Origin of the sequence: Streptomyces sp. NPDC058086 (assembly GCF_042885015.1) — a bacterium.
Classification (GTDB): Bacteria; Actinomycetota; Actinomycetes; order Streptomycetales; family Streptomycetaceae; genus Streptomyces.
The window spans coordinates 65,183-84,742 of sequence record NZ_JBHVST010000049.1 but is presented as its reverse complement, the minus strand read 5'-3'; the positions used below and the strand labels follow the sequence as shown (position 1 = coordinate 84,742).

Genomic DNA, 19,560 nt, shown 5'->3' with positions numbered 1-19,560 from the left:
CGGATCAACCGGATCGGGACAGGCTCGGTGTTCTGGTCCCCGTCCTACTTCGCGGGGTCCTGCGGCGGCGCACCGCTGAGCATCGTCAAGGACTACATCGACAACCAGACGCGGCCAGCCTGACCGTCACCCCGCAGACGCAGTGAACTCCGGCGCTTCGCGCCTCCAGACCGAGGATCGCATTCCTGCCCGGCCTGAAGGCCGGGATTCCCTGCGAAGATTCAGAGGATGGAGGTCATGCCCTGCCCTCGCTCTTCGGTCGACGGTGTGGGCACGGCTGAGGGGTGGCGGGTCCCGTGCAGGGGGAACACGGGACCCGCGGTCCAGGGGAGGGACGGATCAGGCAACGGCGCCGGCGTTGATGGTGACCGGGATGTTGTCGCGCGTGGCCTTGGAGTACGGGCAGATCTGGTGGGCGGCGTTCGCGAGCTCCTCGGCGGTGGCCTGGTCGACACCACCGAGAACGGGGTTGAGAACCGCGGAGAGGGAGAACTCGCCGTCTTCGCCGTGGGTGAGGGTGATCTCGGCGGTGATGGTGGTGCTGGTGAGCCGTATCTTGCGGATGGTGGCGGCGCGGCGCAGGGCGCCGAGGAAGCAGGCGGCCCAGCCGGCGGCGAGGAGCTGCTCGGGGTTGGTCGCGGTGCCCGCGCCGCCGAGTTCCTTGGGGAGGGCAAGGCTGGTCTCCAACAGACCGTCGGAGGAGCGGACGTGGCCGCCGTTCCGGCCTTCTCCATCGACGTCGACAACGGCGGTGTAGCTGACTGCCATGACTGGTGCTCCCCATCTGGGTCGAAAGGTCTTCGGGCGTCTGCCGACCAGGACACTTCCGCGTCACCGGTTTAGACGGTGACGCCATCATGGCAATCGCTTCTGTCACCCGTCAAGACGGTGACTGGAGACTTTCTGTGACTTCCCCTCCTCCACGGCGGACCGACGCCCCTCCGACCGGCGGCACACCACTGTCGGCGGCATTTCCCGCGCGCCACGAGGTACGCATGCCACCTCGTGCCCTTTTGACATGTCCTAGGTGTGCCACCGGTATCGAGTGACACCTGTCTCACGGCCGTCGGATTCTGGCGCGCCGGTGAGCGGCACGCAGCGCGCCGGGAGCGACACGGAGCCGATGAGACACATCCGCTTGTTGGCGACGCTCACAGCAGGCGTCGCACTGACCGCCACGGCGGTCACGCCATTCGGTCCCCGCCGACCAGGTCGCCCCGGTCCCGGACGACATCCGGAGCGACGTCGTCGCCACCGCAACGATGATGCAGGGACTCACCGCGCACCACTTCGTCACCGAGTCCGCGCCTCTGGCCGAAGGCGGGACCGCCCTCGTGCACTCCGCCGCCGGCGGGGTGGGGCGCATGGTCACCCAGCTGCTGAAACTACGCGGCGCACGGGTGATCGGCCTGGTCTCCCGCGAGGAGAAGGTCCTCCTCGTGAAGGCGGCGGGCGCGGACGAGGTCCTCGTCTCTCCGGTGGCGACTTCGCGGACCGTGTCAAGGACCTGACCGGCGGCGAGGGAGTACACGCGGTCTTCGACGGCGGTGGCGCCAGCACCTTCTGGCCCTCGGCCGAGGTGCTGCGGCGGGTGGGCACGCTGGTCTACTACGGCCCGCTCATCGGCGACATCCCCATGGTGCAGATGTTCGACCTGCCCAAGAGCTCAAGATCATCTACGCCGTGTCCGCGGACCACATCCACAGCCGTGAACTGCTGCTGCGGCACGCCGCAGACCTGTTCGACCAGATCCGCGACGGCAAGGTGCGCGTCGACATCACCGCGCGCTACCCGCTCGGCGCGGCCAACCAGGCACACATCGACATCGAATCGCGGCGCACCTCCGGACAGTTGCTGCTCGACCCGAGTCTGTAAGCCAACCGAACGCCGACCGCACCATGGGGGTGCCGTTCGGCCGCCGGGCGGAGGCCGGTGGCTGGCGGCAGCACGCGGGCGCCTTCGCGCCTGACTGTGGCCGCGATCTTGTCGAGAAGAGCTCCGGCATGTTGTGCCGGATGTCTACAGCCCCAAGTCGAGGGCGAGGCAGGAGTAGAACTTCCACGAGCCTTCGGGGTCGTACGATGCGTTCACCCCGCTGTCCGCGGCTTCGACCTCTTCGGTCATGTCCTCAAAGCGGATGCGCTCGGGAAGCCTGCCGTATCGCTCATGCCGTACCGCCGCGGCGGCGTCCGTGGTGAGCTCCTCGTTCATGACCGTGCTCCACTTCGTCGATCGTGGATGGCGTCCTGTTCGCCGCCTTGGACGACTGCCAGCATGTCCTCCCACTCGTCACCTGTCAAGACAGTGACGAATGCCGGATGTGGGCCGGTCGGTCGGCGGGATGACACCGTCGGCCTGTCCGTTCAGCGCGACGGCGGGAACGGTGATCTTCGGCTGCTCCAGCAACCGCGTCTCAGCGTGGTCCAACCATGGCGTGGCCGTCGCCTGCGCGGGGATCGGCGCGTGGTCGGAGTCCGTAAGGTGCCGACCGCGATCATCTTTGTCCGGCAGCTCGCTCGCGTACCCGACCGGCGAGCGCGACAAAGACTGTGCGGCCGGTCTCAGATCCAGGTGTCGAGCCACATCCTGGCGCGCCAGTCCGCATACGGGAACGTCTGCCCGGTGTAGATCGGGAAGAAGTAGATGAAGTTCCAGGCGATGAGCAGGACCAGCACGCCTGCGGCCACCGCACCTCGTGTCCGCCGCTTGCCAGTCGCTCCCGGCGGACCCAGCAGGGCTCCCAGCATCATCGCCACGGCCAGGCACACATACGGCACGAAGACGACCGCGTAGAAGGAGAAGATCGTGCGGTCCTGGTACAGGAACCAGGGCAGGTATCCGGCACCCACCGCACACAGGATGGCGCCGGCGCGCCAGTCGCGGCGCAGCGCCCATCGGTAGAGCAGGTACAAGAGGGCGCAACATGCCGACCACCACAGGAGCGGTGTGCCAAGGGCGAGGATCGTCTGTGAGCAGTCGGCCGCCGTGCGGCAGCCGTCCTGTCCGGATTTCGGCGACTGATAGTGGAACAGCACAGGGCGGCCGAGAACCAGCCAACTCCAGGGGTTGGACTCGTACTTGTGGGGCCTGTCCAGCCCCACATTGAACTGGTACACCCCGTACTCGTAGTGCCACAGGCTGCGGAGCGGAGCCGGAATCCATGACCAGGTGCCACCGCGGCCGTCCGCCCAGTGGCGTCCGTAGCCGTTGTCGGACAGGAACCAGCCGGTCCATGTCGCCAGATACGTCACGACAGCGACAGGGACGAGGGACAGGACCGACCAGCCGAGGTCCTTGCGCAACACCGCGCGGTAGGGGCGGTACGCCCCCGCTACGCGTCGAGCGCCGACGTCCCACAGCAGGGTGAGGATCACGAAGAAGGCAAGGAAGTACAGGCCGTTCCATTTGGTCGAGGCCGCCAGGCCCAGGAAGATGCCGGCTGCGAGCCGCCAGGGACGCACCCCCGTCCCGGCATGGTCACCGGTGTGTCCGTCCGGGCGTACCCGGCCGTCCTCGTCGACCGGTAAGGCCGCCGCAAGCCGGGCCCTCGCGCTGTCCCGGTCGATCAGGAGACATCCGAACGCCGCCAGTGCGAAGAACATGACGACGAGGTCCAGCAGCGCGCTGCGGCTCATCACCACGTGCAGACCGTCCACCGCCATCAGTGCGCCGGCCAGGCAGCCCAGCAGTGTCGAACGGAACAGGCGGCGTCCTATTCGGCACAGCATCAGCACCGACAGCGTGCCCAGGGCCGCCGTCATGCAGCGCCAGCCGAACGGAGTCAGGCCGAACATCGACTCGCCAAGGGCGATCACCCACTTGCCCGTCGGCGGGTGCGCGACGAAAGCCCCGGTGTCGGAGAGCGGAATCACCTGAGGATCGGCCAGGATCTGCGGATCGGCGATCTTGCGGTCCGGCCAGATGCCTTCGTAGCCAAACCGCAGCAGGGACCAGGCGTCCTTGGCGTAGTAGGTCTCGTCGAAGACCAGGCTGCGCGGCCTGCCGAGGTGCCAGAAGCGGATTGCTCCGGCCAGGACGGCGACGAGTACCGGCCCCAGCCAGTCCATCGCCTTCGCGACACGGTACGCCCGTGTCGGCTCGAGACATGTGAACTCCCACAGGCGGGTCGGCGGCTCCGGGAAAGGCGGAACAAGACGCTCGCGGATGTCGGATCGCGGGCGTGCCACGTATCCGAATCGGCGAAGTCGTTCCTGCCAGGCTTTGGGCTGCGTTGTCGGGCGGGTGCCCTCGAGGACAGGGGAGCGGGTCGCGTTGCTACTCGTCACCGAACAACCCTAAGGGTCGTGCACGCACGTGTGTCCCGTGCCGATCTCCTCGGCGCGGGACACACGTCTTCACAGGGGTGGATCGGGAGCCCGCCGTCGGCGGGCTGTCGCAGTCGGGGTCTGGTTCGGGCTGAGCACGTCGCACCGCGCAAGGCCGGCCATCGTCGGAGATGTGTGAGGTGTGTCCGGTGACGTTCACCGGGGTGCGCGGCCACCAGGCTCCGTTCGATCCCACCGTAGGGCGGGCCGCTCCCGTCGACGCGGGTGCCGGGCACATCGGCGCGTGTCCATGTCGGGTCTGACGACTCACACCCATGCCGCCGACAAGGCGGTGCTCCGAGCTCCTGAGTCAGGGCGTCGGCCGGCAGCCGAAAAGGCCGCGCCGACGGCAGGCGATCGGGCCACCTGTCGCCGTCGGCGGTCGTTCTGTGTCGTGCGGCGACCCCGGGGGGCGCGTCCGCCCGGGGGTCAGACGGTGATGGTCTTGTACTCGGTGTAGGTGCCGAGGCCGACCGCGCCGTACTCGCGGCCGATGCCGCTGGCCTTGAAGCCGCCGAACGGGCCGTCGAAGGCGACGGACACGCCGTTGATGGTGATGGTGCCGGTGCGGACGCGGCGGGCGACCGCCAGGGCGTGCTCCTCGTCGGAGGACCAGACGCCGCCGGAGAGGCCGTACTCGGAGTCGTTGGCGATGCGGACGGCGTCGTCCTCGTCGTCGTAGGCGATGACCACGAGGACCGGGCCGAAGATCTCCTCCTGCGCGATCCGCATGGAGTTGTCGACGTCGGCGAAGACGGTGGGCGTGACGTAGTTGCCCTTCTCCAGGCCCTCGGGGATCTGCGGGCCGCCGGCGACCAGGCGGGCGCCCTCCTCGATACCGAGCTGGATATAGGTGCGTACGCGCTCCTGCTGGTCGGGGCGGATCATCGGGCCGATGAAGGTGTCCGGGTCGCCCGGGTCGCCGACCTTCAGCGACTCCACCAGTTCCTTCAGCGCGGCCACGACCTCCTCGTACCGGCTGCGCGGTGCCAGGATCCGGGTCTGGGCGATGCAGGACTCGCCGTTGTTGAGCAGAGAGCCGAACTTCACGCCCGCGACGGCCTTCTCGATGTCGGCGTCGGGGAGGATGATCGCGGCGGACTTGCCGCCCAGCTCCAGGCTGACCCGCTTGAGCTGCTCGCCCGCGATCGAGGCGATACGACGGCCCGCCCGAGTCGAGCCAGTGAATGCGATCTTGTCGACCTCCTTGTGCGACACCAAGTACTCACTCGTCTCCCGGTCCGCGGGCAGGACGCTGATCACGCCCTCGGGCAGGCCCACCTGCTCCAGCAGCTCGGCGAGGAAGCCCATGCTCATCGAGTTCTCCGGGGACACCTTCAGGACCACGGAGTTGCCGGCGACCAGAGCCGGGATGATCTTCGAAGTGGCCGAGGAGAAAGGCGAGTTCCACGGGATCACCGCGGCCACGACGCCGACCGCCTCGCGGCGCACCACGCTGCGCACCGGGGACGCCGGGTCGGAGGGCACGAGTGTCTCCTCCCAGCCGAACTCCTCCGCCGCCTTCAGGAAGGCGTTCGCCTGCCGGGTCAGGCCGGGCTGTCCGGCGCGGGTGAACCATCCAGCCGAACCGTTCTCCAGCGAGATCAGGTGCGCGATCTTCTCCGCGTTCTTCTCACGCAGTGCGTTGAACCGCCGCAGGACCGCGATCCGCTCGGCCGGCGGGGTCAGACGCCACGCGCCCGCCTCGAAGGACGCCCGTGCCGCGGCAAGTGCGCGGTCGATGTCCGCCGGCCGCGCCTGCGCGGCACGGCCGACCACCGACCGGTCGTGCGGCGAGGCGATGTCGAGCAGCTCCGGGTTGCTCGGCTCGCCCCAGGAACCTCCGATGAAAAGCCGGTCGTAGGTGATCATGCGCTTTCTCTCTCCCGATGCTTTGGTTCAGTCCGTTCGGACGTGTCATCTAACTGCCACTTCAATGTAGCACTTGTCTTCGTTAGGGACGCATAGAGGCGCTTGAAGTATCCATATCCTCTACAGAAGAGACTCTCTTAAGGAGTGAAAGCCGACGCAGCACGCAACCTGGAAGCCTTTCTGGCCACCGGAGCACACAGGCTCGTCACCAGCAGGCGCATATAAGTTCGGAGCGGGCGGCCGACATGGTCGTCGACACGTATCCGGACGGCATTGGCGCGCCGCGCCACCGGTCCCAAGATCCGGCAGAGGTCGGGCGGCCCCATGATGCACCGGACCAGTTCGCCCGACGGCCGCGGCGCCCGCTCCGCAGGCCCAACAAGCCCGCACCCACGACATCCGCCAACGCCACACACATCGAGCGGCGCCCCCTCAGCATGCCGCCGGTCCCGTTCCCGGAGAGAAGCAGCCTCGGATCTGCCTCCTATCCTTACCGAAACTATCACTCGTCACCTGTTTGACAGGTGACGAATGGCGTGCGAGGGTCGTCGCGTCAAGAGCCGCGGTGATCTCGTACCGCCGATGCGAGCGGGCTTCCCCGGGCTCGGGCCGGTCACCGGAAACGCACGACGGAGGGCTTCACATGTTCAACAGGCGTACCTTCAGCAAGGCCGTCGGCCTGGGCACCGGCGCGGCCGCAGTCTCCCTGTCCGGCCTGCAGAGCAGCGCATCCGCCGCACACGCGCCGGGCGGCGCTGCTGTTCCCACTGTGCCTGCCATCACCCCGGCCACCCATACCGAGTTCGGCACGATCAAGCAGGTCAAGGCGGGTGTCCTGGACATCGGCTACGCCGAGGCCGGTCCTTCACACGGCCCGGTCGTCCTCCTGCTGCACGGCTGGCCCTACGACATCCACAGCTTCGTCGATGTCGCCCCGCTCCTCGCCGACCAGGGGTACCGCGTCATTGTTCCCTACCTGCGCGGCCACGGCAGCACCCGATTCCTGTCCCGCCACACCCCCCGCACCGCTGAGCAGTCCGCCGTCGCGCTGGACATCATCGCCCTGATGGACGCCCTCAAGATCCACAAAGCTGTTCTCGCCGGCTTCGACTGGGGTTCGCGTACCGCCGACATCATCGCCGCCCTGTGGCCCGAGCGGGTCAAGGCCCTTGTCTCCACCAGCGGATACCTCATCACCGACCGCAAGGCGCAGCTCGAGCCCGCCCTCCCGGCCGTCGAGCACAACTGGTGGTACCAGTGGTACTTCGCCACCGAGCGCGGCAAGAAGACCATGGAGAACGTCGACAAGCGCATAGCGCTGTGCCGCTACGTGTGGACCCTCGTCTCCCCCAACTGGAACTTCGACGAGGCCACTTTCGCGCGCACCGCCGAGGCCTTCAAGAACCCCGACTACGCCGCCGTCGTCCTCTACAACTACCACTGGCGCATCGGTCTCATCGAGGGTGAACACCGCTACGACCGCTACGAGAAACTGCTCGCGGCCCAGCCCTCCATCGGCGTTCCCACGGTCACCCTCGACGCGGCGCTCGACCCCTTCACCCCGCCCGGCAACGGCTCCTCCTACCGCGGCCACTTCACCGGCCCGTACCAGCACCGCACCGTGGCCGACATCGGCCACAACCTGCCGCAGGAAGCGCCCACCGCCTTCGCCCAGGCCGTGGTCGACGCCGACCACCTCCAAGCGCCGCGCCCGTGACCGGCGCGACGCCCCGCACACCGCGTCGGTCACGCCGAGGAGAGTCACGGATGAGCGAAGTCCAGTGCAACCGTCCGACCGCCGCCAAGCTGCGTGCCCTCGCGGCGCGGGACGCCGTAGGGCTGCTGCCCATCGGGGCCACCGAACAGCATGGCCCCCATCTGCCCACCGCCGTCGACGACTTCCTGGCCACAGCGGTGTGCCGCCGGGCGGCGGTGCCGGCGGACATCGTCCTGCGCGACCCTTGGGCGAAGTAGGGCGACAGCCCCGGCCGACATAGCGAGAACGGCGGAAGGTCTGCCGGATGCGCCCGCAGCGGCACACGCGTGCGCCGGGCCCAGATGCGCGGCCGGGAAGGGCGTCGCCCTTCCCGGCCGCAGGAAGTGGCAGGTGCAGCCGTCCGGGTAGCGCTGGAGGTGGTCCTGGCACTCCGGTTCGGCCTCCCAGAACGGACCGGCCGGCACGACCTCGGTCGCCACCGGCCCCGTCCACAGCCCCGACACGTCGACGTCGGCGATGGCGTCCTGCGCAGTGCGGCGCTGCTCGTCGTCGCCATAGAAGATGTGTCACCACCTTGACAGGTGACGGGCCTCGGTGACAAATTCATCACCAGCCAGGGCGGTGACGAAGGTCGGCAGTACCGACCCGCCCCATAAACCGAGAAAGACCTGAGAGGGGTTCGTCGTGGTGAGCATCAAGGGTGGACGCAAGCGGCTGGTAACGGGTGTGGTATCGACGGTCACAGCGGGGCTCGCATTCGGCGCGTTCGCCCTCAGCGGCACCGCCGACGGCGCGACCAGGACCGCCGAGGCCGCCGACGCCGGCCGACCCGCCAAGCCGACCATCGTCCTGGAGCACGGCGCCTTCGCCGACGGCTCCAGCTGGAACGGCGTCATCGCAGACCTGCGCGCCGACGGCTACCCGGTCGTCGCCGCCGCGAACCCGCTGCGGGGCCCGGCCTCCGACGCCGCCGCCCTGCGCACGGTCCTCGACCATGTCAAGGGCCCGAAGATCCTCGTCGGCCACTCCTACGGCGGCAACGTCATCAGCCAGGCCGCCACCGACAACCCCGAGGTCAAGGCCCTGGTCTACGTCGCCGCCTTCCTGCCCGCCCCCGGCGAGAGCGCCCTGGAGCTCACCAACAAGTACCCGGGCTCCACCCTCCCCGACGCCCTCGACCCGGTCACCTACCAGCAGGCCGACGGCTCCACCGCCACCGACCTGTACATCCAGCAGGACAAGTTCCGTCACCAGTTCGCCGCCGACGTGCCCGCCCAGCAGGCCGCCCTGATGGCTGCCGAGCAGCGTCCCATCGCCCAGTCCGCCCTGGAGGAGAAGGCCACCACCGCGGCATGGAAGACCAAGCCCAGCTGGGACATCGTCACCACCCGCGACCTCAATATCCCCGCCGCCGTCCAGCGCTTCATGGCCAGGCGCGCCCACGCGCACACCACCGAGGTCGCCGCCTCCCACTCGGTCGCCGTCTCCCACCCCGACCTGGTGGCCGCCGTGATCGAGCGGGCCGCCCACGCCACCGTCCGCTGACATCCCTCGGAGGACGGCGGGACCCAGCTCCCGCCGTCCTCGGGACATCACCCGCACACCTCACAGGTGTGCGGTCCCCAGGAGAACCGACGCCGTGACCTCACACTCCGACCCCCGTGTGCTCGGTGCCTTTCTCAGGGCTCATGGCGCGCAGCTGGATCCGCGGGAGTGCGGCCTGATCAAGACGGACTCCACCCGCAGGGTCGCGGGACTGCGCCGCAAGGAGGTCGCCCGACTCGCCGCGATCAGCGTGGACTGCTACTCCCGGCTCGAACAGGGCCGCGTCCGCGCCTCCGCCCCCGTCCTCACCACCCTGGCCCGCGCCCTGCGCCTCGACGACGACCAGCAGCAGTACCTCTACGAACTCGCCGACCGAACCGACGCACGCACACGCCGTCGCCGACCGACCCAACGTGTACGCCCCGCCATGCGACGCCTGCTTGAGCAGCTCACCCACGCACCCGCCCTCATCCTGGGCAAACGCCTGGACATCCTCGCGTGGAACCCCCAGGACTGGGAGCACGACGCCCGCGATGCCGTCGCCGCTTTGCGCATGGAGGCCGCGGCCGACCCCGACCTCGCCCGCCTCGTCGGCGAACTGACCATCCAGGACACCGACTTCCGCACCTGGTGGGCCGAACGCCGCGTCAACAACGCAACCTACGCCACCAAGCACTACCGCCATCCTTTGGTGGGCGACCTCACCCTCGACTGCGACACGTGGGCCGACTCGGACGGGTCTGGACAACGCCTGATCGTCCTGACCGCCCAACCCGACAGCCCCTCCCACGACGCCCTGCGCATGCTCGCCTCCTGGACCGCGGAGCGAGCGGAACCCGGCCGGGCGAAGGGCAGGGCACCGTGACCACCTGAGCAGCGGAGGAACCCAACGACCCCTACGGTGCGCTCCTGCGCGTCGACGGAGAGGCGCCTCATCCGCTGCGTCGTGATCACCAGCCCGCCCTGAGCCGAGGAGACCAGAGGAAACCATGTCCACATCCCCCCGCGTGCCCGCCGATCCGCCGTCGAGCCACCGGGCCATCGAGAACCTCATCGCACGCTACGCCTGGCTCGTGGACGACGGCGATTTCGCGGGGCTTGGTGTCCTTCTCGCCGACGCCACCTTCACAGGCAGTGGCGAGCCGGTGAGCGGCCGCGACGCGATCGAGAAGATGTTCCAGGACACTGTGATCGTCTACGACGACGGCACTCCGCGAACCCAGCATGTCACGACCAATGTCGCCATCGAGGTCGACGAACAGACGCACAAGGCGGTCTCGCGTTCGTACGTCACCGTGTTGCAGGCACTGCCCGACCTGCCGCTGCAACCCATCGCCGGTGGTCGGTACCACGACCGCTTCGAGCGCCGTGCTGGGCAGTGGCGCTTCGTGGAGCGCCGGGTCCGCATCAACCTCGTCGGCGATGTCAGCCGCCATCTGCGCCAGGCTGCCGCACAGCGGTAGTCCTCCCCCGGGATCGGGCCGAACCGGAATTCGGAATGACGACCTGCCCTGGCTGGACCGGGCGCCCAACGCCGCGCTCGGCTTCGTGGCCCGTCGGCTCGTCGGCAGCCGTATCGGCTTCCTCGCCGCCTCCTGTGAGGGCTCCGACAGCTTCTTCAGTCGGAGTGGCCTGTCCGAACACCGGCTCAGGCCACTCGACTCGACGAGGCTCTCGGAGAGCGCCCCGGGAGACGCTGGCGCCTCGCCGACACCGCGGCGTGCAGCGCGGTGTCCGGACACGCCGCCGGCCGGCACCCGGTGAGGGCGTCGGCCGGTCGAGGGCGGTTGTCCGGTGGGTCAGGCGGCCGGGACGGCGTCCTTGGCGGTGGCGGGCTCGGGGGTGGCGGCCGTCTCGGCGGTCTTCCGCGCCGGCTTGAGGAAGAGGGCGAGGAGGATGCCGACGGCGAGGGTGGGGGCGATCCAAAGGTAGCCGGTGGAGGTGGCGTGGGCGAAGGCATCCAGTGCGGCGTCGCGCAGGGCGGCCGGCAGCCGGCCGATGGTGTCGGGGCGGGCGGCGTCGAAGCCTCCGGCGGTCGGCAGGCCGTGGGTGCGGTCGGCGAAGCCGGTGTTGAGCAGGGTGCCGAAGACGGCGACACCGAAGGCCGCGCCGATGGAGCGGGCGAAGGTGACGACGGCGCTGGCGGCGCCGAGATCGGCGACGGGCACGCTGTTCTGGACGGTGGTCAGCACGACCATGGGCACCATGCCGATGCCGACGCCGGTGATCAGGAAGTAGACGCTCAGCACCAGGGTGCTGGTGGCGGCGCCGATGGTGCCCAGCAGAAGCAGCCCGGCGAGGTTGGCGAGCAAGCCCGCCAGGAGGATCGCGCGCAGGCGGTCGACGTGTGCGGCCCAGCGCCCGGCCAGGGACTGGCTGACGACCAGACCGGCGACCAAGGGCAGCATGTGGATGCCGGAGAGGGTGGCCGAGACTCCGTGGACGATCTGGAGGTAGGTCGGCAGGTAGACCAGCACGGCGAACATCGCGGCGTTGGCGAAGAACCCGATCAGCGAGGAGAAGACCACGGTCCGGGAGGCGAGCATGTCCGGCGGCAGGACCGGGGCGGCGGCGCGGCGCTCGACCGGCACCAGCAGCACGGCCGGCGCGACGGTGGCGACGATCAGGCCGACGATGGCCGGCGAACCCCAGCCCCAGCGCTCACCGAAGGACGTGATCAGGACCAGTCCGGTGGCGATGGCGGCCAGGAGGGTGGAGCCGAGGTAGTCGATGCGGGCCTTGGCGCCCCGGGCGGCCGCGGGCAGCGCCCGCGCGGCGATGGCCAGGGCGACGATGCCGACAGGCAGGTTGACCAGGAAGGCCCACCGCCAGGACAACTGGTCGGTGAAGATGCCGCCCAGCAGGGGACCGACGATGCTGGCGACACCGTAGACCGAACCGAACAGGCCCTGGTAGCGGCCGCGTTCGCTTGGCGCGACGATGTCACCGACGAGGGCGAAGGTCAGCACGATCATGCCGCCGCCGCCCGCGCCCTGCAGCACGCGCGCGCCGATCAGCTCGGGCAGGTTCTGCGCCAGGCCGCAGGCCACCGAGGCGCTCAGGAAGATCGAGGTCGAGGCCAGGTACAGCCGCTTGCGGCCGAACATGTCGCCGAGCTTGCCCCACAGAGGTGTCACCGCCGTCGACGCGAGCAGATACGCGGCGCTGACCCACGCGATGTCGTCGAACCCGTTCAGGTCCTCCGCTATACGAGGCAACGCGGTGGAGACGATCGTCTGGTCCAGGGCCGCCAGGAGCACCGCCAGGATCAGGGCGCTCATGGCGGCGGCCACACCGCCGGCCTTGGGTGATGCGGACTGTCGTGCCTTCGACATCGGAACGTGCCTTTCTGGAAGTGGCGCACAGGGTCGGTGTGCCACCGCTAGACGATGGGACTCGTACAGCTGACATTACTGTGGCTATCTGTCACTTGACTGTAGCACTTACTAGATGAGGTTCTACCCCAGAGAGGCTATAGATGTCTCAGGCTTCACATTCCGCCACTAGACTCGGTGCGGTGAGAGCCGACGCAGCACGCAACCTGGAAGCTGTCCTGTCCACCGGAGCACGCATGCTCGCCGCCGATCCCGGCGCGAGCATCGCGAGCATCGCCACTGAGGCAGGTGTGGACCGGCGCACCGTCTACCGCCGCTTCGCCTCCCGCGAGGACCTCCTGGCGGCCATCTACGAATCCCGCCTCACGGCCATCGAGCACGCCATCGAGGACGCGCGACTGCGCGAGGCACCCGTCGCCGTCGCCCTGCACCGCTACGTCGAGAACATCATCACCGTCAACCGCACCTGGCCCGTCGACCTCACCCGCATGCTCACCGACGACACCGTCCACACACGCCGCGACGCGTCCATCGCCGAGGTCGACGCCTTCCTCCAACGCGCCACCGACGAAGGTCTCCTACGCCCCGGACTCCCGAAGGGATGGGCGAGCGCACTGCTGCCCCAGCTCATGCACCTCGTGTCCCGGCAACTGCCCGCACTAAGCCCCGGACAGGCGGCGGACGTCGTCGTCGACACCCTGCTTAACGGCATCGGAACGTCCTGACACACCGACGGCGGTATGACACAGGGTGCGTCCCGCCGCCACTCGTGTTCGTGCCCAGAAGGATGCCTTCCGGCCGGGCGTCGGGACCGAAGCTCGGCAGGCCAGGCGCATGTGCGAGCGGTCCACGTGTGTGAACTCCCGGGGTGGGCTCCTACGTTGTCAGCTCTTCAGCCGGTGCGCATGCGCGGGGTACACCCCCAGGACGCGCACCTCGGAGGAGAAGAAGCGCAGCTCGTGCAGGGCCAGAGCGACGCGCTCCTCGTCGGGGTGTCCCTCGATCTCGACGTAGAAGTGGCTGGCGTTGAGCCCGGCGCCCATCTGGTAGCTCTCGATCTTGGTGAGGTTCACGCCGCTGCTGGCGAAGCCGCCGAGCGCCTTGTACAGCGCGCTGGGGATGTTGCGCACGCAGAAGAACAGGCTCGTCATCGTCGGCTCCCCGGTGTTCGGGGCCAGGGCGGCGTGCTGGGAGAGGACGACGAACCGTGTGGTGTTGTCCGGGTCGTCCTCGACCTCGGTACGCAGCACATCGAGGCCGTAGAGCCGGGCCGCGGCGGGCGGGGCGAGCGCCGCGTGCCGCGGGTCGCCCAGTTCGGCCACCTCGCGCGCCGCTCCGGCCGTGTCGTCGCTGACGAGGGTGCGCCAGCCGCCCTCCCGCAACACCTTGCGGCACTGTCCCAGCGCGTGCACGTGACTGCGTACGCACTCCACCTGGTCCAGCGTCGCGCCGGGCACCCCCAACAGGTCGAAACGGATGGCGAGGAAGTACTCGGCGACGATGAACAGCCCCGACTCCGGCAGCAGGTGGTGCACGTCCGCGACGCGTCCGGCCGCGGAGTTGTCCACCGGGATCACAGCGACGTCGGCGGCGCCGAGCGTCACGGCGTCCAGGGCCTGTTCGAAGCTCGTGCAGGCCAGTTCGTCGCCCTCGGGGTACAGGGCACGCGCGGCGGTTGCCGAATTGGATCCGGGTTCACCCTGATATGCGGCGGTCGTCACCGTGTTCAGCCTTCCTCGGGGAGGTCCTGTCGTGGGGCAGCAGAAGCTCCTTCGCGTACCGCACTTGCTGAAGTATCGGTGAACAGGCCTCGATCAAGTTCACCAGGGCGTGTCGGTCGGCGGCCATGGCAGACGGCACAGGCTCCCCGCTCCGCGCACGCCGTCCCATCCGCAGCCGGGCCGGCCAGTACGTCGGTCATCCGGCGCCGGTGGCTTCACGTCACGTATCTCTCCGTGGCCCGGTGAGCGGAGCCAGAACGCGCGGGCCGAGTGGTCCCTCGTGTTCCTCCTGATGACTCGGGGCGTCGGCCCACGACACACGTATCGCAGTGGAAGGGACACACCTGGGGCGAGGTGCCGGGCACGTCCGGCGAGCCCCTATTCGGAGGGAGGGGCGGCCGCGCAACAAGAATCTTTTCAGCCATGCCGGATGACGAATTCCCCCGGAGACATCTAGTCTTCTGCGTGAGGTGTGAGGGAGGACCGCACCGAGCATGTGAGGGGCCGGCCACCGCCGTCCTGTCATACGCGCGGCTGCCCGACATGTGGCTGTGGGAAACGCACCACCCTCGAGGTCCGGGTAGCGAGGGACGGCGGCGTACCCTCGCGATTGCGCCCGGCGTGATACGTGTGCACGGACGTGAGAGCGTTCGGGGTGAAGAGAGTGGGGGACGGTGGAGTCGGTCTTCGGGACCATGGTCGGCCGCGAAAGCGAGCAGGAGGTGCTGTCGGCGTTCGTGGGGCCCCGGAGGCCGGGCTCTCGTCCTGAGCGGTGACGCAGGTGTGGGCAAGAGTGCCCTCCTGGGGCACGTCGCCGAACTCGCGACGGCCGAGAATCACAGGGTGATGAGGGCGGCCGGCGTCGAGGCCGAGCCGGAGCTGCCGTTCGCCGGTCTGCATCAGTTCCTGTATCCGCTGCTCACCAACATCGACCGGCTGGACGATCCGCACCGGCGGGTCTTCGACGTCGTCTTCGGCCGGGGCGAGAGCACACCCCCCTCGGTCATGACGCTCGGGATCGCCGTCCTCGACCTGCTCTCCCTCGCGGCGTCGCAGCAACCCCTCCTGCTGGTGCTCGACGACGGCCAGTGGCTCGACATCTCCAGCACCGAGGTGTGCGGCTTCGTAGGGCGTCGGCTGACCGGCAGCTCGGTGAAGCTCGTCGTAGGCCTGCGCTCCGAGGTGCCCTCGGGCTTCGACACCGCCGCGCTGCCCGAACTGCCGGTGACCACGCTGTCGAAGAAGGCCTCCGAGCAGCTGCTGGACAGGCACCACCCCGGGCTGGACCCCCGGATCCGCCGTCTGGTCCTGGCCGAGGCGCAGGGAAATCCGCTGGCCCTGCTGGAACTGCCCCCGTACGTGCGCAGCAAGCGGACCGGACGCACTTCTGAGGAACTGTTCGGATACACCGGCATCCCCCTCCCCTTGCGTCTGCAGCACGTGTACGGCGCCCGTATCGAGGCCCTCGGCGACGCCGTGCGCGCGGAGCTGTTGCGCGGCGCCCTGGACGGCGTCGGTGCCGGTACGGCGACCGGCCTCGCGGGAGGCACGCGTTACCGGATGACGGAGGCCGACGAGGCCGCGAGTTGCGGCCTGCTGGACATCGAACCGCTCAGCGGCGAGTTCGTCTTCCGGCATCCGCAGTCATGAGCAGCGGATTCAGTCCGTTGAGCGAAAGTTGACGGTCCGACACCTCACGAGGGGCATTTCCACAGGTCACAGCCCTGCCAGGGTGGGGCGGGTAGGACTCGAACCCACGGCCGACGGATTATGAGTCCTTTGAGGATCTTGGCGGCCCTTGCCGATCCTTGCTCATCCTTGACGTTTTCTCAGGTCAGACGGGGTGCAGCATATTGATGCTTCCCGGCCCATGTCCGTCTGTTCCCATCCTTGTGTCCTACCTGCGTCCCGAACGCGTCCCGTATGGACAATCCCAGCCGGTTCGGCGGCCGTCTCCCCTACTCGGCAAGGGCGCTCCAAGGCGGACGCAGCGGATTCCCCTTCCAACGCGCAAAAGCTCCACCCCGCCAGTCGGGACGGAGCCTCTATCCGGGTCCAGACGGCCTCGCCCATACCTACAGACCAAGGCGGTCGCAGGCGCGCTCACCGCTGCTCCCCGCCCTCAATGCCTGACACGACGAGGAGCCCCGACGACAAGCGTCAGGAGATGCCTGGACGGCGTGATCCGGACCAGCTTCGGCTGCTTCCCCAGCGTCAAGATGGTCAGCAAACGGTCGGGCTTGACCGTGATGTTCTCGCGCATGTCACCGGCTACGAAGTCGAAGGCGGCCTCGGTCTTCACGTGCGTGAACACGGGCTGCGGGTGGATCTGGTCGGGCGCGGCAGAGGCATATGGCACCCACGCGAAAACGGCCGCCGTCCCGAATACCGTTGCGGTGAATTCGGACCGCTTCCTCAAGGTGACGCCTCCTGCGGTCATCGAATTTCTTCCATTGCCGAGGGGTACTGACAGAGCTCCCACCACATCTGCCCACAGTGCCGTGCCGACCGGATTTACGCGTCGACTCCGGTCGGGTGTCCTGATCCGTCCGGGAAACGGGCAGCGAGCAGGCACGCTCAGCGGACAAGCGGGCAGTGGTCTCCCCCGCCCTGGGGCCCTCCACCGCATTGTTCAGGGGATCCCCACTCCGAAAAACGGGCTCATTCGGTCATGAACTGCTCTACGACGAACCTGGTCAGTACGGGCATTCACCTTGTAGAAATTTGGCCACCAGAGCCCAAACGGGCCGGGCTCCGGGAATCAACCAACGCGGGCACAACGCGCTGAGCCGTGAAACGGAGGTGTCGCCGTGGACGCCGATGATCGAAGACGCGGGATCCTGGAAACGGTACGCCGTTCCGGATCCGTGGACGTCGGAAAGCTCGCTGCCGACCTGGGGGTCTCCAAGGAGACCGTGCGGCGCGATCTGAACCTCCTGGAGAGACACGGGCTGGTCCGCCGCACCCATGGCGGCGCCCATCCCGTGGAGAGCGCGGGCTTCGAGACCACGCTCGCCTTCCGCACCACCATGCACGTCCCCGAGAAGGCCCGGATCGCGGCCGCCGCGGCGGATCTGCTCGGGGACGCCGAGACCGTCTTCCTCGACGAGGGCTACACCCCGCAGCTCATCGCCGCCGCACTCCCCCGCGACCGGCCACTGACCGTGGTCACCTCCTCGCTGACCACCGCCGGCGACCTGGCTTCCGCCGAGAACATCACCGTGCTGCTGCTCGGCGGTCGGGTGCGCGGCGGGACGCTGGCCACGGTCGACCACTGGGCGACCCGCATGCTGTCCGGTTTCGTCATCGACCTGGCGTACGTCGGCGCGAACGGCATCTCCCGCGAGCACGGACTCACCACCCCCGACCCCGCGGTGAGTGAGGTCAAGTCCCAGGCCCTCAGGGCCGCCAGGCGCCGGGTCTTCTCCGGGGTCCATACGAAGTTCGGTGCCGTGAGCTTCTGCCGCTTCGCGGACGTCACAGAGTTCGAGGCGATCGTCACCGACGCCGGGCTGCCCGCCTCCGAAGCACACCGCTACTCACTACTGGGCCCCGAAGTCATCCGGGTCTGAGCCGCAGTTCGCCCCCTCTCCCACCCCCGCAAGCCCGGGGGCCTGGTTCCCCACGCCCTCGAAACTTCCCTGGAGTCAGTCATGCGCACAAAAAGAATGATCCATGTCGCTGCCGCAGCCGCGACCGCGGGCTCGCTGCTGGTCGCCTGTAGCGGGGCGGGCGGCTCCTCGAGCTCCGGTAGCGGCGGCAAGAGCATCAACGTGCTGATGGTCGGCAACCCGCAGATGGAGGACATCCAGAAGCTGACGAAGAGCACGTTCACGAAGGACACCGGCATCAAGGTCAACTTCACGATCCTTCCCGAGAACGAGCTGCGTGACAAGGTCACCCAGGACGTCGCCACCCAGGCCGGCCAGTACGACGTCGCCACCGTCGGCGCCTACGAGATCCCCATCTGGCAGAAGAACGGCTGGCTGCACGAACTGAGCTCCTACGCCGACAAGGACACGAGCTTCGACAAGGCTGACCTGCTCAAGCCGATGGTCACGTCGCTGTCCGGCTCCGACGGCAAGCTCTACGCCCTGCCGTTCTACGGCGAGTCGTCGATGCTCATGTACAACAAGGACGTCATGCAGGCCAAGGGCATCACGGTGCCCGAGCGCCCGACCTGGCAGCAGATCGCCGACATCGCGGCCAAGGTCGACGGCGCCGAGCCCGGCATGAAGGGCATCTGCCTGCGCGGTCTGGCCGGCTGGGGCGAGCTCGGCGCGTCCCTGACGACCGTGGTCAACACCTTCGGCGGCACCTGGTTCACCAAGGACTGGAAGGCCCAGGTCAACAGCGCGGCGTTCAAGAAGGCCACCAACTTCTATGTCGACCTGGTCAAGGAGCACGGCGAGGCGGGCGCCCCGCAGGCCGGGTTCACCGAGTGCCTCAACGCGATGAGCCAGAAGAAGGTCGCGATGTGGTACGACGCGACCAGCGCGGCCGGTTCGCTGGAGGACTCCAGCTCCAGCAAGATCTCCGGCCATGTCGGCTACGCGTACGCGCCGACCGTCGAGACCAAGAGCAGCGGCTGGCTGTGGAGCTGGGCGTGGGCCATGCCCAAGACCACCAAGAACGCCGACGCGGCCTCGCAGTTCATGCTGTGGGCCTCCAGCAAGAAGTACGAGAAGTTGGTCGGCGAGAAGCTCGGCTGGGCGCGCGTCCCGGCCGGCAAGCGGGCCAGCACGTACGAGATCCCGGAGTACCAGAAGGCCGCCGCGTCGTTCGGTGCCATCACGCTGAAGTCCATCGAGGGCGCCGACCCGGCCAACCCGGGCATGCAGCCGAGGCCGACCGTGGGCGTCCAGTACGTGGCCATCCCCGAGTTCCAGGACCTGGGAACGAAGGTCACGCAGGAGATCTCCGCCGCCATCGCCGGAAAGACCAGCGTGGACAAGGCGCTCGACGACGGCCAGAAGCTCGCCGAGGACGTCGCCAAGAACTACCAGTGACCCGCACGAACCGCCCGGCCGGCCCTCCCCCGGCCG

Annotated in this window: 18 protein-coding genes and 2 pseudogenes; 12 read left to right on the top strand and 8 right to left on the bottom strand. The window is 68.6% G+C overall.

What is annotated here, in order from left to right; genetic code table 11:
• The coding region (locus tag ACFVWD_RS31985) for a transposase (protein ID WP_389601129.1) at positions 1–123 on the top strand (123 nt) is incomplete at its 5' end.
• Positions 124–339: 216 nt separating this feature from the next.
• Here ACFVWD_RS31985 and ACFVWD_RS31980 read toward each other — a convergent pair.
• Complete coding sequence (locus ACFVWD_RS31980; protein WP_389601112.1) at positions 340–768, bottom strand: organic hydroperoxide resistance protein; 429 nt, start codon at positions 766–768, stop codon at positions 340–342.
• 494 nt (positions 769–1,262) lie between these two features.
• Here ACFVWD_RS31980 and ACFVWD_RS31975 point away from each other — a divergent pair, with 494 nt between their 5' ends.
• Positions 1,263–1,511, top strand: coding sequence for a zinc-binding dehydrogenase (locus ACFVWD_RS31975; protein ID WP_389601111.1), 249 nt, complete (start codon positions 1,263–1,265; stop codon positions 1,509–1,511).
• Between the two features lie 172 nt (positions 1,512–1,683).
• Entirely contained in the window at positions 1,684–1,875 is a 192-nt protein-coding gene (locus ACFVWD_RS31970; protein WP_389601109.1) for a zinc-binding dehydrogenase, read from the top strand.
• A gap of 144 nt (positions 1,876–2,019) precedes the next feature.
• Here the strand turns inward: ACFVWD_RS31970 and ACFVWD_RS31965 are convergent, their stop codons facing one another.
• From ACFVWD_RS31965 to ACFVWD_RS31955, 3 genes are all read right to left on the bottom strand, one after another.
• Entirely contained in the window at positions 2,020–2,211 is a 192-nt protein-coding gene (locus ACFVWD_RS31965; protein WP_389601107.1) for a hypothetical protein, read from the bottom strand.
• A 350-nt stretch (positions 2,212–2,561) separates the two neighbouring features.
• Entirely contained in the window at positions 2,562–4,286 is a 1,725-nt protein-coding gene (locus ACFVWD_RS31960) for a dolichyl-phosphate-mannose--protein mannosyltransferase (protein WP_389601105.1), read from the bottom strand.
• 468 nt (positions 4,287–4,754) lie between these two features.
• Positions 4,755–6,197: an aldehyde dehydrogenase gene (locus ACFVWD_RS31955; protein ID WP_389601104.1), complete on the bottom strand. Its 1,443-nt coding sequence runs from the start codon at positions 6,195–6,197 to the stop codon at positions 4,755–4,757.
• A gap of 643 nt (positions 6,198–6,840) precedes the next feature.
• Between ACFVWD_RS31955 and ACFVWD_RS31950 the strand changes: the two genes are divergently transcribed.
• Both ACFVWD_RS31950 and ACFVWD_RS31945 read left to right on the top strand, forming a co-directional pair.
• Positions 6,841–7,914, top strand: a complete 1,074-nt coding sequence (locus ACFVWD_RS31950) for an alpha/beta fold hydrolase (RefSeq protein WP_389601102.1) — start codon at positions 6,841–6,843, stop codon at positions 7,912–7,914.
• 50 nt (positions 7,915–7,964) lie between these two features.
• Positions 7,965–8,171 (top strand): creatininase family protein, encoded by a 207-nt coding sequence (locus ACFVWD_RS31945; protein ID WP_389601100.1) that lies wholly within the window; start codon positions 7,965–7,967, stop codon positions 8,169–8,171.
• A gap of 99 nt (positions 8,172–8,270) precedes the next feature.
• Here the strand turns inward: ACFVWD_RS31945 and ACFVWD_RS31940 are convergent.
• Positions 8,271–8,477, bottom strand: a pseudogene (locus ACFVWD_RS31940) (peptide-methionine (S)-S-oxide reductase); the annotation flags it as partial.
• Between the two features lie 121 nt (positions 8,478–8,598).
• Between ACFVWD_RS31940 and ACFVWD_RS31935 the strand changes: the two are divergent.
• From ACFVWD_RS31935 to ACFVWD_RS31925, 3 genes are all read left to right on the top strand, one after another.
• A complete protein-coding gene (locus ACFVWD_RS31935; RefSeq protein ID WP_389601098.1) occupies positions 8,599–9,459 on the top strand; it encodes an alpha/beta fold hydrolase in 861 nt (286 codons plus the stop codon).
• A 94-nt stretch (positions 9,460–9,553) separates the two neighbouring features.
• Entirely contained in the window at positions 9,554–10,324 is a 771-nt protein-coding gene (locus tag ACFVWD_RS31930) for a helix-turn-helix domain-containing protein (RefSeq protein ID WP_389601096.1), read from the top strand.
• 124 nt (positions 10,325–10,448) lie between these two features.
• Positions 10,449–10,922 (top strand): nuclear transport factor 2 family protein, encoded by a 474-nt coding sequence (locus ACFVWD_RS31925; RefSeq protein ID WP_389601094.1) that lies wholly within the window; start codon positions 10,449–10,451, stop codon positions 10,920–10,922.
• Positions 10,923–11,258: 336 nt separating this feature from the next.
• On the opposite strand, the gene ACFVWD_RS31920 is transcribed toward ACFVWD_RS31925, so the two are convergent.
• Positions 11,259–12,794, bottom strand: a complete 1,536-nt coding sequence (locus tag ACFVWD_RS31920; protein ID WP_389601092.1) for an MDR family MFS transporter — start codon at positions 12,792–12,794, stop codon at positions 11,259–11,261.
• Between the two features lie 236 nt (positions 12,795–13,030).
• On the opposite strand from ACFVWD_RS31920, the gene ACFVWD_RS31915 reads away from it, so the two are divergent.
• Positions 13,031–13,519 carry a TetR/AcrR family transcriptional regulator gene (locus tag ACFVWD_RS31915; RefSeq protein ID WP_389601127.1) on the top strand — a complete coding sequence of 163 codons (489 nt, stop codon included), beginning with the start codon at positions 13,031–13,033 and terminating at the stop codon, positions 13,517–13,519.
• 159 nt (positions 13,520–13,678) lie between these two features.
• On the opposite strand, the gene ACFVWD_RS31910 is transcribed toward ACFVWD_RS31915, so the two are convergent.
• Positions 13,679–14,515, bottom strand: coding sequence for a prephenate dehydratase (locus ACFVWD_RS31910; RefSeq protein WP_389601091.1), 837 nt, complete (start codon positions 14,513–14,515; stop codon positions 13,679–13,681).
• Between the two features lie 695 nt (positions 14,516–15,210).
• Between ACFVWD_RS31910 and ACFVWD_RS31905 the strand changes: the two are divergent.
• A pseudogene (locus tag ACFVWD_RS31905) lies at positions 15,211–16,156 on the top strand (AAA family ATPase); the annotation flags it as partial.
• Between the two features lie 481 nt (positions 16,157–16,637).
• Here ACFVWD_RS31905 and ACFVWD_RS31900 read toward each other — a convergent pair.
• Positions 16,638–16,955 carry a hypothetical protein gene (locus tag ACFVWD_RS31900; RefSeq protein WP_389601089.1) on the bottom strand — a complete coding sequence of 106 codons (318 nt, stop codon included), beginning with the start codon at positions 16,953–16,955 and terminating at the stop codon, positions 16,638–16,640.
• A gap of 370 nt (positions 16,956–17,325) precedes the next feature.
• Between ACFVWD_RS31900 and ACFVWD_RS31895 the strand changes: the two genes are divergently transcribed.
• Together ACFVWD_RS31895 and ACFVWD_RS31890 are read left to right on the top strand one after the other, a co-directional pair.
• Positions 17,326–18,087 (top strand): DeoR/GlpR family DNA-binding transcription regulator, encoded by a 762-nt coding sequence (locus tag ACFVWD_RS31895; protein WP_389601087.1) that lies wholly within the window; start codon positions 17,326–17,328, stop codon positions 18,085–18,087.
• Between the two features lie 81 nt (positions 18,088–18,168).
• Positions 18,169–19,524, top strand: a complete 1,356-nt coding sequence (locus ACFVWD_RS31890; protein ID WP_389601085.1) for an ABC transporter substrate-binding protein — start codon at positions 18,169–18,171, stop codon at positions 19,522–19,524.
• Positions 19,525–19,560 lie beyond the last annotated feature (36 nt).

Excerpts from the sequence above, each read along its gene's own strand:
- ACFVWD_RS31980 (WP_389601112.1), bottom strand. The coding sequence starts at position 768 with ATGGCAGTCAGCTACACCGCCGTTGTCGACGTCGATGGAGAAGGCCGG.
- ACFVWD_RS31975 (WP_389601111.1), top strand. The coding sequence starts at position 1,263 with ATGATGCAGGGACTCACCGCGCACCACTTCGTCACCGAGTCCGCGCCT.
- ACFVWD_RS31965 (WP_389601107.1), bottom strand. The coding sequence starts at position 2,211 with ATGAACGAGGAGCTCACCACGGACGCCGCCGCGGCGGTACGGCATGAG.
- ACFVWD_RS31955 (WP_389601104.1), bottom strand. The coding sequence starts at position 6,197 with ATGATCACCTACGACCGGCTTTTCATCGGAGGTTCCTGGGGCGAGCCG.
- ACFVWD_RS31950 (WP_389601102.1), top strand. The coding sequence starts at position 6,841 with ATGTTCAACAGGCGTACCTTCAGCAAGGCCGTCGGCCTGGGCACCGGC.
- ACFVWD_RS31945 (WP_389601100.1), top strand. The coding sequence starts at position 7,965 with ATGAGCGAAGTCCAGTGCAACCGTCCGACCGCCGCCAAGCTGCGTGCC.
- ACFVWD_RS31925 (WP_389601094.1), top strand. The coding sequence starts at position 10,449 with ATGTCCACATCCCCCCGCGTGCCCGCCGATCCGCCGTCGAGCCACCGG.
- ACFVWD_RS31920 (WP_389601092.1), bottom strand. The coding sequence starts at position 12,794 with ATGTCGAAGGCACGACAGTCCGCATCACCCAAGGCCGGCGGTGTGGCC.
- ACFVWD_RS31915 (WP_389601127.1), top strand. The coding sequence starts at position 13,031 with ATGCTCGCCGCCGATCCCGGCGCGAGCATCGCGAGCATCGCCACTGAG.
- ACFVWD_RS31900 (WP_389601089.1), bottom strand. The coding sequence starts at position 16,955 with ATGACCGCAGGAGGCGTCACCTTGAGGAAGCGGTCCGAATTCACCGCA.
- ACFVWD_RS31890 (WP_389601085.1), top strand. The coding sequence starts at position 18,169 with ATGCGCACAAAAAGAATGATCCATGTCGCTGCCGCAGCCGCGACCGCG.